General features: G+C 71.9%; 11 protein-coding genes. 4 read left to right on the top strand and 7 right to left on the bottom strand.

Going from position 1 to position 13,003, the window contains the following annotated elements; genetic code table 11:
- Nucleotides 1–67: 67 nt before the first annotated feature.
- Entirely contained in the window at nt 68–1,126 is a 1,059-nt protein-coding gene (locus N4G66_RS28225) for an acyl-CoA/acyl-ACP dehydrogenase (RefSeq protein ID WP_261707046.1), read from the top strand.
- A 149-nt stretch (nt 1,127–1,275) separates the two neighbouring features.
- On the opposite strand, the gene N4G66_RS28220 is transcribed toward N4G66_RS28225, so the two are convergent.
- The 6 genes from N4G66_RS28220 to N4G66_RS28200 form a co-directional block, all read right to left on the bottom strand.
- Complete coding sequence (locus tag N4G66_RS28220; protein WP_261707045.1) at nt 1,276–2,418, bottom strand: LLM class flavin-dependent oxidoreductase; 1,143 nt, start codon at nt 2,416–2,418, stop codon at nt 1,276–1,278.
- A 94-nt stretch (nt 2,419–2,512) separates the two neighbouring features.
- Nucleotides 2,513–3,067, bottom strand: coding sequence for an NADPH-dependent FMN reductase (gene ssuE, locus N4G66_RS28215; protein WP_261707044.1), 555 nt, complete (start codon nt 3,065–3,067; stop codon nt 2,513–2,515).
- Between the two features lie 304 nt (nt 3,068–3,371).
- Complete coding sequence (locus N4G66_RS45985) at nt 3,372–3,449, bottom strand: putative leader peptide (RefSeq protein WP_356242872.1); 78 nt, start codon at nt 3,447–3,449, stop codon at nt 3,372–3,374.
- 822 nt (nt 3,450–4,271) lie between these two features.
- On the bottom strand, nt 4,272–4,439 hold the full coding sequence (locus N4G66_RS28210) for a hypothetical protein (RefSeq protein ID WP_261707043.1): 168 nt from the start codon (nt 4,437–4,439) through the stop codon (nt 4,272–4,274).
- Between the two features lie 125 nt (nt 4,440–4,564).
- Complete coding sequence (locus N4G66_RS28205; protein ID WP_261707070.1) at nt 4,565–6,766, bottom strand: MMPL family transporter; 2,202 nt, start codon at nt 6,764–6,766, stop codon at nt 4,565–4,567.
- 187 nt (nt 6,767–6,953) lie between these two features.
- Nucleotides 6,954–7,475: a MarR family winged helix-turn-helix transcriptional regulator gene (locus N4G66_RS28200; protein ID WP_391858890.1), complete on the bottom strand. Its 522-nt coding sequence runs from the start codon at nt 7,473–7,475 to the stop codon at nt 6,954–6,956.
- Between the two features lie 188 nt (nt 7,476–7,663).
- Between N4G66_RS28200 and N4G66_RS28195 the strand changes: the two genes are divergently transcribed.
- The 3 genes from N4G66_RS28195 to N4G66_RS28185 all read left to right on the top strand — a co-directional run bounded on the left by N4G66_RS28195 (nt 7,664) and on the right by N4G66_RS28185 (nt 11,793).
- The gene (locus N4G66_RS28195) at nt 7,664–9,190 is read left to right on the top strand and encodes an SDR family oxidoreductase (RefSeq protein WP_261707042.1); all 1,527 of its coding nucleotides are present in this window, start codon (nt 7,664–7,666) and stop codon (nt 9,188–9,190) included.
- Nucleotides 9,191–9,423: 233 nt separating this feature from the next.
- The gene (locus N4G66_RS28190) at nt 9,424–10,797 is read left to right on the top strand and encodes a cryptochrome/photolyase family protein (protein ID WP_261707041.1); all 1,374 of its coding nucleotides are present in this window, start codon (nt 9,424–9,426) and stop codon (nt 10,795–10,797) included.
- 258 nt (nt 10,798–11,055) lie between these two features.
- Nucleotides 11,056–11,793, top strand: a complete 738-nt coding sequence (locus N4G66_RS28185) for a DUF4142 domain-containing protein (RefSeq protein ID WP_261707040.1) — start codon at nt 11,056–11,058, stop codon at nt 11,791–11,793.
- A 152-nt stretch (nt 11,794–11,945) separates the two neighbouring features.
- Here the strand turns inward: N4G66_RS28185 and N4G66_RS28180 are convergent, their stop codons facing one another.
- Nucleotides 11,946–12,944 (bottom strand): cobalamin B12-binding domain-containing protein, encoded by a 999-nt coding sequence (locus N4G66_RS28180; protein ID WP_261707039.1) that lies wholly within the window; start codon nt 12,942–12,944, stop codon nt 11,946–11,948.
- Between the last annotated feature and the right edge of the window lie 59 nt (nt 12,945–13,003).

Raw genomic sequence — 13,003 nt, 5'->3', positions numbered from 1 at the left:
CACTGACTACACGAACGAGAACGCGCCGGATCGACACACGCCACGACGACAGCGGGAGATTCCTTCGATGACCATCCCACCGCATCCGCTCGTCACCGCGGCCCGCGGTCTGGCGGCGGAGGTGCTGGCGCCGCTGGCGGAGCGCGTGGACCAGGAAGGCATCCCGGCGAGCAGCGTCGAGGCGGTCAAGCGTTCGGGGCTGCTCGGGGCGGTCGCCCCGGTGGCGTACGGCGGGTCGGCGGCGCCCGCCGCGGTGGTCCGGGAGACGGCGGAGATCCTGGCCGGGGCGTGCTGCTCGACGTGGTTCGTGCAGACCCAGCACCACACACCGGTGACGACGCTGGCGAAGAGTGATCTTCCGGTGCGGGAGCGCCTGCTGGGTCCGCTCGCGCGCGGGGAGCTGCTTTCCGGTGTCGCGTACGCCCAGTTGCGCGCCTATCCGAGGATCCCGGTGCGGGTGACGCGAGAGCGCGGTGGCTGGCGCTTCGGCGGGAGGGTCCCCTGGTACACGGGCTGGGGGCTGAACGACGTCATGCTGCTGGCGGGAGTGACGGACGCGGACGAGGCGCTGTTCGCGTTCACCGAGGCGCGCGAGCAGCCGGGGCTGCGCCCGTCCCCGCCGATGCGGCTCGCCGCGCTCACCGCGTCCCGGACGGTCTCGCTGGAGCTGGACGGGCTGTGGCTGCCCGACGACGCGGTGGCGCTGCGCATCCCGTACGAGTCCTGGGCGGTCACCGACCGGCCCAAGAACACCAATGCCTCACCGGCCGTGTTCGGGGTGACGGCGACGGCGATCGGTCTGCTGGAGGACGATCCCGCCGACTCCGCGAAGGAGACCGCGGGCGCTCTGCGGGCGCGTCTCGACGAGGTCAGGCGGCAGGCGTACGAGCTCGCCGACCACCCGGTGCCGACCGAACGGATCGACGAGCGGCTGGCCTGCAAGACACGGGCGTACGACGTGATGCGGGCGGCCACCACCGCCGCGGTCGTGGCCGGCGGCGGGCGGGCGATGGATCTGCGCAGCCCGGCGCAGCGGCTGGCGCGCGAGGGGATGTTCCTGCTGGTGCAGGGGCAGACGGCCCAGGTGCGCGCGGCGCACCTGGGGTCGCTGGGTTCGCCCGGGTGACCCGGTCCGCTCCGGTGACCCGGCTCGCTCGGATCGCCCCGGTTCACCGGTCTCGACCGGTCTACGCCGGTCGGCCGGTTCAGCCGGTCGACCTCCCCGCCCGAGCCGATCGGTCCACGCCGGTCGACCGGGCTGTTCAGCCGGGCCGTTCAGCCGGTGAAGGGGACTTGAGCGGCGGGCGCGGGCGGGGTCGCGAACGGGTGCTGCCACAGGCCCTGCTCGGCGAGGCGGGGCAGGACGCCCTCGCCGAACCAGTAGGCCTCCTCCAGGTGCGGATAGCCGGAGAGCACGAACTCGTCGATGCCGAGGGCGTGGTACTCCCTGATCCGCTCGGCGACCTCCTCGTGGCTGCCGACCAGGGCGGTGCCCGCTCCGCCGCGCACGAGGCCGATGCCGGCCCAGAGGTTGGGGTGGATCTCCAGGCCGTCCCGGCCGCCGCCGTGCAGCGCGAGCATCCGCTGCTGGCCCTGCGACTCGCTGCGGGCGAGCCCCTGTTGCACGGACCGTACGGTCTCGGGGTCGAAGCCGTCGAGGAGCCTGTGGGCCTCGGCCCAGGCCTGCTCGGAGGTGTCGCGGGTGATGACGTGCAGCCGGATGCCGAACCGGAGGGTCCGTCCCTCCCGCGCCGCGAGCCCGCGGACCCAGGCGATCTTCTCGGCGACCTGGGCTGGTGGTTCGCCCCAGGTGAGATAGACGTCGGCATGGCGGGCGGCGACCTCGCCGGCGACGGGTGAGGAGCCGCCGAAGTAGACCTCCGGGACCGGGTCGGGGACCCGGGCGAGCCGGGCGTCCTCGACCCGGAGGTGCTCGCCGGACAGGTCGACGGTCTTGCCGTCCCACAAGTCCCGGACGATCCGCAGGAATTCGCCGGTACGGCGGTACCGGGCGTCCTTGTCGAGGAAGTCGCCGTACGCGCGCTGCTCGTGGCTCTCGCCGCCGGTCACCACGTTGAGCAGCAGCCGTCCGCCGCTCTGGCGCTGGAAGGTGGACGCCATCTGCGCGGCGAGAGTGGGCGACACGAAGCCCGGCCGGAAGGCGACGAGGAACTTCAGGCGCTCGGTGTGCCGGCTGACCATCGCGGTCGTCAGCCACGCGTCCTCGCACCAGGCACCCGTCGGGGTGAGGGCACCGACGAACCCCAGATCCTCCGCGGCGCGGGCGATCTGGCTCAAGTAGGCGACCGTCGGAGGCCGGTCCCTTCCGGAAGCGGTGGCGGGCGTGCCGTGGCCGCCGCCGACGACATGACGACTGTCGCCGTTGGTGGGCAGGAACCAGTGGAAGGTGAGGGACACGGCGGAGCTCTCCGATCGGGGGGCCGGACGGGCGACGGCTACGGCTGTTGCCGGGAACTCGGTTTCGGCTGAGGCCACTTGGGGGCCAGTGGCGTCAACCGGCCACCGCCAGCAGGGGTGTACGACCCAGGGCTGCCGAGAACTGGTCGACCACCTGGGCCAGAGCCTCGGCGGTGCCCGGCGCCACGGTGACACTCCCGTCCTGCCCCGTGATGATGTCCTTGTCGAGCGTGAACCAGCCCTGCACTATGTGAGCCGCCCCCATGGAGTTGAGGACCGGACGGAGGGCGTAGTCCAGGGCGAGCACATGGGCGGTACTGCCTCCCGTCACCAGTGGCAGCACGGTCTTCCCGGCCAGGGCGTACTGCGGGAGCAGGTCGAGCAACGCCTTGAGGACGCCGGAGTAGGCGGCCTTGTAGACCGGGGTGCCGATGACCACCCCGTCGGCGCGGGCGAACAGCCCGGTCGCCTCGACGATGGCGGGGTGCTGGAAGTCCGCGCCGAGCAAGGCATCGGCCGGGATCGTGCGGACGTCGAGGGGAATCACCTCGTGCCCCTGCGCGGCGAGCCGGGCATCGAGGTGGCGCAGGAGTTTGGCAGTACGGGAGGAGACCGAGGGGCTGCCGGAGACGGACAGGACGGTGGCCATGAGTCCTCTTTCGTGAGCGGGGTACGGAGAGGTGGGCGGGGTACGGAGACGGGCGCGTTCGGACTCCGCGCATAGACCACGCATGCCGCGACGAACTCCGGTCCCCTGTCCTGCAGTTGGACCCCGGCGCACGCACTGCGGGCAGGAGTGCGGCTGCTGGAGGACGCGTCGAGGCCGGGGAATTCAGCCGGAGTTCAGCCGGCGAAACACGGGCGGGAGGCGGGGAAGCGCGCTGGATCGCGACAGAGAGGAAATCACTGCGGGCGAACCGTCCCGTGCGAAGGGGACCCCGCCGTCGGGATCGTCAGGCTTCGCGGCAACAGAAGGAACTGGAGACACGCGCGAGGTCGACATGGCGTCGCCGCGTGAGGTCCAGTCGCATCTTCATGCCGTCGATCGTCGCAGCCCCCGGTCCGGGCAGTCAAGGAATGACAGACCGGTCTCGCATCCCGGACCGCCGTCTTGCACGAAGGCTTGGCAGGGGCCGTTGCAATGGGAAGCGGGCAGGGACTGCGCCATGCCATGATGCCGAGGTGACTCTGATCCGAAAGGGCGATGCCGCGTAGGTCGCCCGGCGCGTTGCGCGCCCAGAAGCGGTTGGTCCGGGGTGAATCCCGGCGGTTCAGTCAGATCTCGGGGCTCGGGCGTTCTGCTCAAGCTGCTGTCCGGCTCCTGGAGGCCGACCGGTTCTGGCCGGGATGCCTTCGCGATTCACTCGACCAGTTCGAGCAGTTCCTTCGAAGCCCGGGCCGCCTGCTCTACCTGCCCTTGGCGAACTGTCCGTGCCACGACCCACTGGACGCCCGAGACACCGTCGAGGCGATGCTGAACGCCTTGCCCCCGCGTGCTCGTCGTGAGCTGGGAGAGAGCGTCGCGCGACTGGACCAGGAATTCGAGCGGCGGACGCTCCCCGATCCGAGTGCGCCGGTGCGGCTCGGGGCCGGCTGGTGGCATCGGCGCCTGACGGGACCGTAGTCCAGGGCAGGTTCGGCCGACGCCGTCCCCTCGCTTCCGTTCCGCCACGCAAGGACCGTGCCTCGACCGGGCCGAGCGCGCCCTCGTCGATGGGTAGGGTGGTCCGGTGCGGCTGCCGTATCTCACGCATGCCCGCCTTGAGAACGGCGCGTCACCGGTCGCGATCGGCGGCAGGGCGAGCCGGTGGGCCGGGCCGACCGCTCGTGGTCCGCGTCAGCCCTGTCCCCGGTCAGTCCTCGTCGCCGAGCGGAACGACCACGAGGAAGGCGTCCGACTTCAGGTCCATCACGACCGTCGCCGCCAGGCCCTCGGTGCGACGTCGTGCCGCGTACTCCTCCGCGGTCCAGGATCCGCGCGGAGCGCCGGCGGGGAATCGTTCCAGCACCTTTGTGCCCATGGCGGCACACCTCCAGCTCTGACGTCGGACCCGGAGCGACGAGCCCCGTGGAATGCGCTTGCCCGGGTTTCGCCGAGACATGTCAGGTCTGTTCGCCGTCCGTCGACGGCGAACGCCCGGTCCTCTCATACCTCGACGCGCTCGCCCCCTCGGGCCTCGGGCTCGGGCGCCGGCTCGGGATCGGCTTCGGGCTCGCGGCTCAGCGCCCCCGGCCACCAGGCGCGGCGGCCGATGTCACGGACCAGGGCGGGCACCAGCAGGGAGCGGACCACCAGGGTGTCGAGCAGGACACCGAAGGCGACGATGAAGGCGATCTGCACCAGGAAGGCCAGCGGGATCACGCCGAGGGCGGCGAAGGTCGCGGCGAGCACCACGCCGGCCGAGGTGATCACCCCGCCGGTGGCGACGAGTCCGCGCAGCACACCCTGGCGCACCCCGTGGCGCAGCGACTCCTCGCGGACCCGGGACATCAGGAAGATGCTGTAGTCGACGCCGAGGGCCACCAGGAACACGAAGCCGTACAGCGGCACGGACGCGTCGGTGCCCGTGAAACCGAACCCGTGCCGGAACACGAGCGACGAAATCCCCAGAGTGGCGAGGAAGTTGAGCGCCACCGTGGCCACCAGGAGCACCGGCATGAGCAGCGAGCGGAGCAGGCCGATCAGTATCACCAGGATGATGGCGAGGACCACCGGCACGATGAGCGTGCGGTCGTGTTCGGCGGTCTGCCGCGTGTCGTACTGCTGGGCCGTGTAGCCCCCGACGAGCGCGTCGGCGCCCGGTACGGCGTGCACCGCCTCGCGCAGCCGTGCGACGGTGTCCTTGGCCGCGTCGCTGTCCGCGGCGGACCGCATCGTGACGTCGACGCGCACCCGGCCGTCGACGATCTGGGGCGCTCCCCCGCCGGGCCGCCCGGACTCGGTCACCGCGGCGGCCGACGCGACACCGTCGGTCGCGCGCGCCGCGGCCGTGACCCGCGTGACGCTGTCCGCGTTCGCGATGATCACGGCGGGGTTCCCGGAGCCGCCGGGGAAGTGCCGCCCGAGGGTCTGCTGCGCGGCGACGGACGGCACATCGTTGACGAAGAGCTCGTCGAGCGGAACACCCTTCGCGGTGAGGGTGGGCGAGAAGGCGGCGCAGGCGAGGAGCCCGGCCAGGGCGATCGCCCAGACCTTGCGCGGCGCGCGGTCCACCAGGTCCGCGACCCGGTTCCAGATGCCACTGCCCGTCGGCGCGTCACCGGTCCGCGCGTCACCGGTCCGTACATCGCCGGTCCGTACGGCACCGGTCCGTACGGCGCCTGCCGGGCGGGGTCCGGCCGGCCAGTAGGCGGCGCGGCCGAGCAGCACCAGGACGGCGGGCAGGAAGGTGAGCGAACTCAGCACGGCGCAGACCACGCCGATGGCGCCCACGGGGCCGAGTGACCGGTTGTTCGTCAGGTCGCTGAGCAGCAGCGCCAGCAGTCCGAGTGCGACGGTTCCGGCGCTCGCGACGATCGCGCCCCAGGACTGCCGCAGCGCCGCCCGCACAGCCGTGAACCGGTCGGCGCTCAGGGCGAGTTCCTCGCGGAAGCGGGCGGTCAGCAGGAGGGCGTAGTCGGTCGCGGCGCCGATCACGAGGATCGAGAGGATGCCCTGCACCTGGCCGTCCACGCGTACGACGTCGTGGTCGGCGAGGACGTAGACGACGGCGCAGGCCAGACCGAGCGCGAACACCGCCCCGAGGATGATGAGGAAGGGCAGCAGCACGCTGCGGTAGACGAGCAGCAGGATCACCAGGACGGTCGCCAGGGCCACCCCGAGGAGCAGTCCGTCGATTCCGGCGAAGGCGTCGGCGAGGTCTGCCTGACTGGCTGCCGGTCCGGCGATCTGCACGGTCGTTCCAGGGACCCGTTCGGCGGCGGTACGAAGGCGTCCGACGGCGTCGGGCAGCTGCTTGCCGAGGTCGGGCCTGAGCTGGACGACGCCCTCCAGGGCCTTGCCGTCCCGCGACGGCAGGGCGGGTGACGCGTGGCCCACCACGCCGGGGGCGCCGGTGAGCAAGGCGAGGGCGCCGGTCGCGGCGGACTGCCGGGCCGCGGCCGTGGAACCGTCGCCGTCCACGGTCCAGACGACGATCGCGGGCAGTGTCCCGGCCTGCCGGAAGGCACGCTGCTGGGCCACCACCTTCGTGGATTCGGCGCTGCGCGGCAGGAAGGCGGCCTGGTCGTTGGTGGAGACCTCGCCGAGCCTGCCGGCATAGGGGCCGAGGGTGCCTCCGATGCCGAGCCAGGCGACGAGCAGGACGACGGGGATCAGCCACAGGGCTCGTCGCGGGGTGAGGGACATCGCGCTCCAGATCTCACGTGCAGATTTCACGTGCAGATTCCTCAATGAATGACAATCTCAATCGTTGAGATATCTCGCGCCCAGATGGTAGACCACGCCCGGACTTCGGACCCCGGCACCCACCCGGATGCGCCGGACGGCGACCGGGACGCACGGATGCGCCGATCGAACCGGCCGGCAGAAGGGTTCAGCGCCCGGGCGACCGTACGCCCGAGAGTTGTTCGTTCATCGTCGTCAGGAAGCGGAGGACCACCGACAGCTCGTCCTCGCTGAAGCCGGACCGCACGTTGGCGGTGACCTCGGCGAGGGGCCGGAAGTGGGCGCGCGCGGCCGACCTGGCGTCGGGAACGTAGTGGAGGTGGACCACCCTGCGGTCGGGGCTCTCCCGGACGCGCCGTATGTGGCCGGCGCGTTCGAGCCGGTCCAGACACGCCGTGACCGCGCCCGAGGTGAGTCCGAGGTGCTCGCGCAGCCGGCCGGGTGTGAGCGGCTCGGGTGCGTCGAGGATCGCGGCGAGCGCCTGCACGTCCGTGGCGTGCAGACCGTGTTCCCCCGCGAAGCCGTGGACCAGCCGGTTGATCTCGCCGTTCATACGGCGCAGCTGGACCGCGAAGGCCTGGAGATCCGTGGCCGTGGTCTGCTCCCGTTCCGGGCCCACGCCGGGGTCCGCCCCACCCGTCCGGTCGTCACGGTCGTCTCGTATGGCCACGTGATCAGCCTATAGAAGTCTTGACGCCTACCCCGTTCGGGCGTCTCGCGCGCAGGCCGTCCCCTCCGGCGCATCCGCGAGCGGCGCCCGCGTGGAAGGAATCAGGTAGGGATGAGGAGGACGGATCAGGCTGGATCAGGGAGGGGAGCGGACCCCAGGGGGCGACGACGGCGACCGACGGAGGACCCATGAGCGACGACGACGCCCGTACCGGCCCGAGGTGTCTGGTGACCGGTGCCACCGGCTACATCGGCGGACGGCTGGTCCCCGAGCTGCTGGCCGAGGGGTACCGGGTGCGCTGTCTGGCCCGCTCCCCCGCCAAACTGCGCGACTACCCCTGGGCGGGCGAGGCGGAGGTGGTGCGCGCGGATGTCATGGACGCCGCCTCCGTCGCCGACGCGATGCGCGGCTGCGAGGTCGCGTACTACCTCGTGCACGCCCTCGGCACGGGCCACGACTTCGAGGAGACCGACCGCAGGGCTGCCCGGATCTTCGGCGAGCAGGCCCGCGCGGCGGGTGTGCGGCGCATCGTCTATCTGGGCGGCCTCACCCCGGCGGGCGTACCGGAGAGTGAGCTGTCACCGCACCTCAGGTCCCGGGCCGAGGTGGGGCGCATCCTGCTGGAGTCGGGTGTACCGACCACCGTGCTGCGCGCCGCGGTGATCATCGGCTCCGGCTCGGCCTCCTTCGAGATGCTGCGCTATCTCACCGAGCGACTGCCCGTGATGGTGACGCCGAGCTGGGTGCACACCCGGATCCAGCCGATGGGCGTACGCGATGTGCTGCGCACCCTGGTCGGCAGCGCCCGGATGCCCGCGGAGGTCAACCGCGCCTTCGACATCGGCGGCCCGGAGGTCCTCACGTACCTGGAGATGATGCGAAGGTACGCGGTCATCGCCGGGCTGCCCCGGAGGCTCATCTTCCCGGTGCCGGTGCTCACTCCCCGGCTGTCCAGTCACTGGGTCGGACTGGTCACCCCGGTGCCCGCGTCCATCGCCCGTCCGCTCACCGAGTCACTGCGCCACGAGGTCGTGTGCCACGAACACGACATCGTCCGGTACGTTCCCGATCCCCCGGGACGGTCGATCGGGTTCGACGCCGCGGTGGCCCTGGCGCTCCAGCGAGTGCGCGACGCCCAGGTGACCACCCGGTGGTCGTCGGCCTCGTATCCCGGCGCGCCCAGCGATCCGCTGCCCACCGACCCCGACTGGGCCGGCGGCAGTCTCTACACCGACCATCGCGAGCTGACCGTGGACGCGTCGCCCGAGGCGCTGTGGCGGGTGATCGAGGGCATCGGCGGCGAGAACGGCTGGTACTCCCTCCCGCTGGCCTGGGCGGTCCGCGGATGGCTGGACCGTGCTGTGGGCGGGGTGGGGTTGCGGCGCGGACGCCGGGACGCGACCCGGCTGCGCGTCGGCGACTCGCTCGACTTCTGGCGCGTCGAGGAGATCGAGCCGGGGCATCTGCTGCGGCTGCGCGCCGAGATGAGACTGCCGGGCCTGGCCTGGCTGGAGATGTACGCCGAGGTGACGGACGACGGGCGGACGCGCTACCGGCAGCGGGCTCTGTTCCATCCGCACGGGCTGCTCGGCCAGCTGTACTGGTGGAGCGTCTCGCCGTTCCACTCCGTGGTGTTCGGCGGCATGGCCCGCAACATCGCGCGGGCCGCCAAGAACGCTCCCGCCGGCCGAGAAGAAGCCGCGCTCACACGCTGACCAGGCATTCACGCAAGCTGACCGGATCACGCATTCACGCGAGCCCACCTGATCACCTATCCGCACGAGCCGACCTGCCCACGTATCCGCACGAGCCGACCTGATCGCGCATCCACCCGGGTCGCCCCGACCGCGCAGCCGCGCCGGCCACCCACGTCACGCATCCACACCGGCCGGCCGGGCCGAAGCAGTCCGACGCCACACCCCTCGCACCCCCGCCCCGGAGCCACCCCATGACCGTCTCGATCGTCCTGTTCACCTCGGACCTGCGCCTGCACGACCACCCGCCGCTACGGGCAGCCCTCGACGGTTCGGACACGGTGGTGCCGCTCTTCGTCCGCGACGAGGCCGTCGCCAGGGCCGGATTCACCGCCCCCAATCGGATGGCGTTCCTCGCCGACTGTCTGGCGGATCTGGACGCCGGGCTCCGGGAACGCGGCGGTCGACTGGTGGTGCGCTCCGGCGACGTGGTGGCCGAGGTGGCCAGGACGGTCGCCGAGGCCGACGCCGACGAGGTGCACATGGCGGCGGACGTCAGCGGCTACGCGCACCGCCGCGAGGAGCGGCTGCGCGCCGCGCTGGAGGCGGAGGGGTGCCGACTGCACGTCCATGAGACCGTCGTCACCGCGCTGGCTCCCGGCGCCGTGACTCCCGCGTCCTCCGACCACTTCGCCGTCTTCACGCCGTACTACCGCCACTGGGCGCGGCAGCCGTTGCGGGACGCGGTCGCCGCTCCCCGGATCGTCCGGGTGCCGGACGGCGTCGCCTCGGAGGAGATCCCGTCCCGCTCGGAGGTGTCCCAAGTGTCCGGGGGACTGGCCCGGGGCGGCGAGAGGGAGGCCAGGAAACTGCTCGCGGCCTGGCTGCGCGGCGGGATCGGGGCGTACGAGGACCGCCATGACGACCTGCCCGGCGACGCGACCTCCCGGCTCTCCCCCCATCTGCACTTCGGCACGCTGTCGCCGGTCGAGCTGGTCCACCGGGCGCGCGGCGCGGACGGTCCGGGCGCCGAGGCGTTCGTACGGCAGCTGGCGTGGCGGGACTTCCACCATCAGGTGCTGGCCGCCCGGCCGGACGCCTCCGCGGCCGACTACCGGACCAAGCACGACCATTGGCGCTCGCCCGCCGAGGCTCGGGACGACATCGAGGCCTGGCGACAGGGGCGCACCGGCTATCCGGTGGTGGACGCCGCGATGCGGCAGTTGCGCCACGAGGGCTGGATGCACAACCGGGGGCGCCTGCTCACGGCGAGCTTCCTGACCAAGACGCTGTACGTGGACTGGCGGGTCGGAGCCCGGCACTTCCTGGACCTGCTGGTGGACGGCGATGTCGCCAACAACCAGCTCAACTGGCAGTGGATGGCGGGAACGGGCACGGACAGCCGGCCCAACCGCGTACTGAATCCGGTGATCCAGGGCAGACGCTTCGACCCGGACGGGGCATATGTCCGGCGTTGGGTGCTCGAGTTGGCGGGACTCACGGGACGTGCCGTGCACGAGCCGTGGAAACTCCAGGGCCTGGACCGCGCGGCCTTCGACTACCCGGATCCGATCGTCGATCTGTCCGAGGGGCTGGCCCGGTTCAAGAGGGCCCGGGGCCGTGACTGACCCGGGGCCGTGGCCGACTCTGGGCCGTGACCGACTCTGGGCTGCGGCCCGGTGATCGGGAGGGCGGTGATCGGGAGGCTCGGACCGAATATAAACTGCCAGGGATTTTACCTGTTGTAGAGATTTCTCACCGGAGTGCCGCCGTATAGGTGGTCGTCCGAACCACTCGTACCGGATCCGTCCGTACCGGATCCACCGCGCGGCCGACCGGAGCCAACAGCTCCGGGCCCGCCGCCCCCGCCCCCAGGAGGCTGCTCGATGCGCATTGCACGGAACGCGGGAACACTCTTCGTGTGCGGCGCGTTGACGTTGACTCTGGCCGCGCTCGCTTATCCGGCCATGCTGGGCATTCAGACCACGTCCGCCGCCCCTGTCCGCATCATCGCCAATACGCCGTCGGGGCCGCTGACCGAGGCCGACCGCGACTTCCTCGTCAAGGTGCGCGCGGCGGGACTGTGGGAGTACCCGGTCGGGCAACTGGCGCTGCAGAAGGGGACCATACCGGCGGTCCGTACGGCGGGGCAGCACCTGATCTCGGGTCACGCCGGGCTCGACGACACGGACCGCAAGATCGCCAAGCAGCTCGGCGTCACGCTGCCGAACAAGCCGTCTCCGCAGCAGCAGGGCTTCGTGGCGACGTTGAGTGCGGACACCGGCAAGAAGTTCGACACCGACTTCGCCAACATCCTGCGCATAACGCACGGCCAGATCTTCTCGACCGTCGCGAAGATCCGCGCCACGACCGAGAACACCCTCGTACGTCAACTCGCCGACCAGGCCAACGACACCGTGCTGGACCACATCACCGTGATGGAGAAGACCGGACTGGTCAACTTCGACCAGGTGATAATCCAGGAGACGACCCTCCCGAAGGTGCCCGCGGTCAATCTGACGCCTCCGCCGCCGCAGCCCGGCGAGCCGGAGGTCGTCCTGACGCCGCCCGCGAGCGGGGCCGCGCTCCCCGTGCAGCCCTCCCCGACGCCGACGGTGGGCTGATCGGCACGGACGAGGAACGACGCGGCGGTCCCGTACGGGGGACGGCGGCCTCGTACGCGGGGCTGCGGGACGGCACTGCGTACGAGGGGGCTACGGGACTGTGCAAGCGGGGTTGCGGCCCCGTACGCGGTCGCGCGGTGAGCGTCGCCCGTTCAGCCGCCGGCCAAACCCAGCAACGCGGTGAGCGCTTCCCGCAGTCCCGGCGGCCGGAGCATGCCCGGTTCGAGGCGTCCGGCCCAGCCCGGACCGCCGAGCAGGACGACGGGATGGCTGCGGGCGCCCTTGACTCCCCAGCTGGTGGCGGCGATGTGCCGGGCCAGCGGGCGGTCGGCGGTGGAACGGGTCTGGGACCACAGCACGACGGCGGCCGGCCCCAGTCGCCGTACCGCCGCGGTCAGCGCTTCCGGCGGCACCGCGGGGCCGAACATCCTGGTGGGCAGGCCCTGTTCGACGAGTCCCGCGTGCAACGCCTCCAGCGGCAGGCAGTGTTGTTCGCCCGGCACGCAGGCCAGCACGACAGGTCCCGCGCCGCCGGCCGACGCTCCGGGCCGCGCCGGTCCGGGGGCGCGGTGCAGCACCCGCGAGATGTGCCAGGACAGCAGGTGCTCCACCTCCACGTAACGGTCCCCGGCGGACTCCCACTTGCGGCCCACCGCGTGCAGGGTCGGCACCATCACCTCCTCCCAGCCGACGACCACGCCGTGGCGCGTGACGAGTGAGGTCAACTGGTCTTCCACGGACGGCGCGTCGAGGCGTACGGCGGCGCGCGCGAGGCCCTTGCACTCCTGCCGAGGGTCCCCGAGGGGCTCCGCTCCGGCCGTCGGCGCAGGGGGACCGAGCTCGTCGGCCGGCGTCCTGACCTCGGGCGCGACCTGGTCCGACCCACCCTTCGCCGCCTTGGCCGCCTCGGCCGGCGGCACTCCGGCCGCGGTCAGCCGGCACATCTCCTCGAGCATCGCCACGTCCTGGGGCATCCAGCGGCGGTGCCGCCCGTCGGAACGCACCGCGGGCCCCACGCCGTACCTGCGGTCCCAGGAACGCAGCGTGGTCGGTGACACTCCGAGGCGGCGGGCCAGCGCACCTGTGGTGACACCGGCTTCGGCGGATCCCGCCCCCGGTTCCCGCCCCTGGTCCGACCGGCTCTCACCCATGCGGCGACTATACGACGCAGAAACGATGCGAGTTGTCGCCTCTGTCCCTTGGTTCACAC

The sequence above is a fragment of the Streptomyces rhizosphaerihabitans genome (assembly GCF_025399795.1).
GTDB classification, from domain to species: domain Bacteria; phylum Actinomycetota; class Actinomycetes; order Streptomycetales; family Streptomycetaceae; genus Streptomyces; species Streptomyces rhizosphaerihabitans.
The sequence above is the reverse complement of the archived record's forward strand: the minus strand, read 5'-3'. Positions and strand labels throughout refer to the sequence as shown.

Bases quoted from the DNA above. Each gene is read 5' to 3' on its own strand.
- N4G66_RS28225 (WP_261707046.1), top strand. From the start codon at position 68: ATGACCATCCCACCGCATCCGCTCGTCACCGCGGCCCGCGGTCTGGCG.
- ssuE (WP_261707044.1), bottom strand. From the start codon at position 3,067: ATGGCCACCGTCCTGTCCGTCTCCGGCAGCCCCTCGGTCTCCTCCCGT.
- N4G66_RS45985 (WP_356242872.1), bottom strand. From the start codon at position 3,449: ATGCGACTGGACCTCACGCGGCGACGCCATGTCGACCTCGCGCGTGTC.
- N4G66_RS28210 (WP_261707043.1), bottom strand. From the start codon at position 4,439: ATGGGCACAAAGGTGCTGGAACGATTCCCCGCCGGCGCTCCGCGCGGA.
- N4G66_RS28205 (WP_261707070.1), bottom strand. From the start codon at position 6,766: ATGTCCCTCACCCCGCGACGAGCCCTGTGGCTGATCCCCGTCGTCCTG.
- N4G66_RS28195 (WP_261707042.1), top strand. From the start codon at position 7,664: ATGAGCGACGACGACGCCCGTACCGGCCCGAGGTGTCTGGTGACCGGT.
- N4G66_RS28190 (WP_261707041.1), top strand. From the start codon at position 9,424: ATGACCGTCTCGATCGTCCTGTTCACCTCGGACCTGCGCCTGCACGAC.
- N4G66_RS28185 (WP_261707040.1), top strand. From the start codon at position 11,056: ATGCGCATTGCACGGAACGCGGGAACACTCTTCGTGTGCGGCGCGTTG.
- N4G66_RS28180 (WP_261707039.1), bottom strand. From the start codon at position 12,944: ATGGGTGAGAGCCGGTCGGACCAGGGGCGGGAACCGGGGGCGGGATCC.